Raw genomic sequence first — 1,831 nt, forward strand, 5'->3', positions numbered from 1 at the left:
GTGAATTTCGTGCTTTCGGCTTCCGTGCCGCCAGCCGCGGGCGCCGGCGGCGGCTATGGCGTCTGGCTGAACAAGGACGCCTTCGGCAAGATGCTGGGGCTTGGCGGCAATCAGGTAGCGAAAACCGAACCCGTGAAGCCGGCGCCGGCCAAGCCGGCAACCGATGCCGCGGCAGCGCCGCCGGCGCCCGCGGCTGGCGGCACGGAAGCCGAAAGCACGAAATTCACCCAGCGGCTGACACCGCAGGGTGGTGAAGTCGACCCGGGTCCGGCCGGTGGCCAAAGCGGCATCGGCGAAGGCGAATCGGTCGCGGCGCTGACCACCCCGCCCTCGGCCACGAACGCACCGGCGATTTCCGCACCGGCCGCCGGTACGCCTGCCGCGACTACGCCTCCGGCGACAGATGCCGCCCCCGCAACGCCGCCTGCCAACGGAGCAGCGCCTGCAGCGCCGGCCGATGCTGCCGGCACGCCGCCAGCACCGGCAGGTGCCGCGCCGCCCGCGCCGGCGGCTGCGCCTGCGGAAGCCGCCCTGCCTGTCGGCCAGAAGGCGATCTTCTATGAGGAGCGCACCAGCACCGCCCAGGGCTCCGCCGAGCCCGGCAACATCGTCTGGTCGCTGGTGCAGGAATCGCCCGGTGGCGACCTGCCGCCGGAGCCGGCGATCCGCGCCGAGGCGACCATTCCCGGCAAGGACATCCAGTTGCGCATGACCATCCGCCGCAACACCGACCAGACGCTGCCGGCCAGCCATATCATCGAGATGATCTTCCTGACGCCCGACGGCTTCGAGGGCGGCGGTGTCGACAACATCCTGCGCGTTGCCATGAAGGCTTCGGAGCAGGATGCCGGCAGCCCGCTGATCGGCATTCCGGCCAAGATTGCCGACGGCTTCTTCCTCGTCGCGCTCAACGACACCAAGGCCGACGAAGACGCCAACATGACCTTGTTGCGCGGCCAGGACTGGATCGACGTGCCGGTGGTCTACAAGACCGGACGGCGGGCGTTGCTGACCATGGAAAAGGGCATTCCCGGAGAGAAGGTGTTCGACGAGGCAATCAAGGCCTGGCAGGCCAAGACGGCAGGCTGAGACGCTGTAGCCGCCGTTCAGAAGCCCTGGAACAGCATGTCGAGCGCAGCGACGATGTCGTCGTGGTGCTTGATCAGGTTCAGCTGACTTTCGCCTAATTCGCTGGCAGAAACGGTGGCAACCAGGTGTGTTGCCATAACGAGCTTTCGACCGTTGATCTCAAAAATCGGATGAAGCTTTCGCATCGGCGGTGGCACCATTGCGACCGGCAGAAGCGGCACGACCACCCGCGTCTTGAAATTGTCGAGCAGCTCTGACTGAACGTCGAGCACATAGCTGCCTTCGATGCGACCGGCGAAGACATCATAGCGGGGCATCAGAACTGCCGGTACTCTTCCAGCGGGATGCCATGTTTCTCGATATAGTCGTTCCACGCGTCCATCGTGGCGCGGTTCTCAAGCTTCCACAGTCGCGTTTTTTCGGCAGCCACCGCCTCCGCGATGCCGGCCTCCGCAGCGCGCGAGACATTCACGTCAAGTCCCTTGGCTTCCCTCATGAGGTTCGAATCGATCGACAGATTTGCTGGCTGACGGGTCGCACTCAAGGCAATTTTGCGCATAATAGCCTCCGCAACATGCGCATAATATATGCGCATTTCTGTATGGAGGCAATCAGGCGGTTCTAGCTGCAGGTAGGGGCGCTCGGCCCCTTTCGCTATGGCTCCGGGCGTTCGTCGCTTCAATCGACAAATCGTCGTCGATTGATCGGCCTACGGCCGAAACACTCCTCACCCCTCCATCTC

At 64.5% G+C, this 1,831-nt stretch carries 3 protein-coding genes; 1 reads left to right on the forward strand and 2 read right to left on the reverse strand.

The genetic code is table 11. From position 1 onward, the window contains the following. Positions 1–1,089 (forward strand): hypothetical protein (locus EN925_RS41150; protein WP_128337296.1); only part of this gene is annotated, 1,089 nt, incomplete at its 5' end. A 17-nt stretch (positions 1,090–1,106) separates the two neighbouring features. On the opposite strand, the gene EN925_RS34385 is transcribed toward EN925_RS41150, so the two are convergent. Both EN925_RS34385 and EN925_RS34390 read right to left on the reverse strand, forming a co-directional pair. Beyond that, positions 1,107–1,406 carry a CcdB family protein gene (locus EN925_RS34385; protein WP_127384602.1) on the reverse strand — a complete coding sequence of 100 codons (300 nt, stop codon included), beginning with the start codon at positions 1,404–1,406 and terminating at the stop codon, positions 1,107–1,109. Beyond that, entirely contained in the window at positions 1,406–1,648 is a 243-nt protein-coding gene (locus EN925_RS34390; protein WP_063170355.1) for a type II toxin-antitoxin system CcdA family antitoxin, read from the reverse strand. Before EN925_RS34390 ends, EN925_RS34385 begins: the two co-directional genes overlap by 1 nt. Positions 1,649–1,831: the final 183 nt, after the last annotated feature.

Origin of the sequence: Mesorhizobium sp. M7A.F.Ca.US.006.04.2.1, from assembly GCF_004022915.1 — a bacterium.
GTDB lineage: Bacteria > Pseudomonadota > Alphaproteobacteria > Rhizobiales > Rhizobiaceae > Mesorhizobium > Mesorhizobium ciceri.

What these genes read in the sequence shown, in the direction of transcription:
- EN925_RS34385 (WP_127384602.1), bottom strand. Translation starts at nt 1,406, where the DNA reads ATGCCCCGCTATGATGTCTTCGCCGGTCGCATCGAAGGCAGCTATGTG.
- EN925_RS34390 (WP_063170355.1), bottom strand. Translation starts at nt 1,648, where the DNA reads ATGCGCAAAATTGCCTTGAGTGCGACCCGTCAGCCAGCAAATCTGTCG.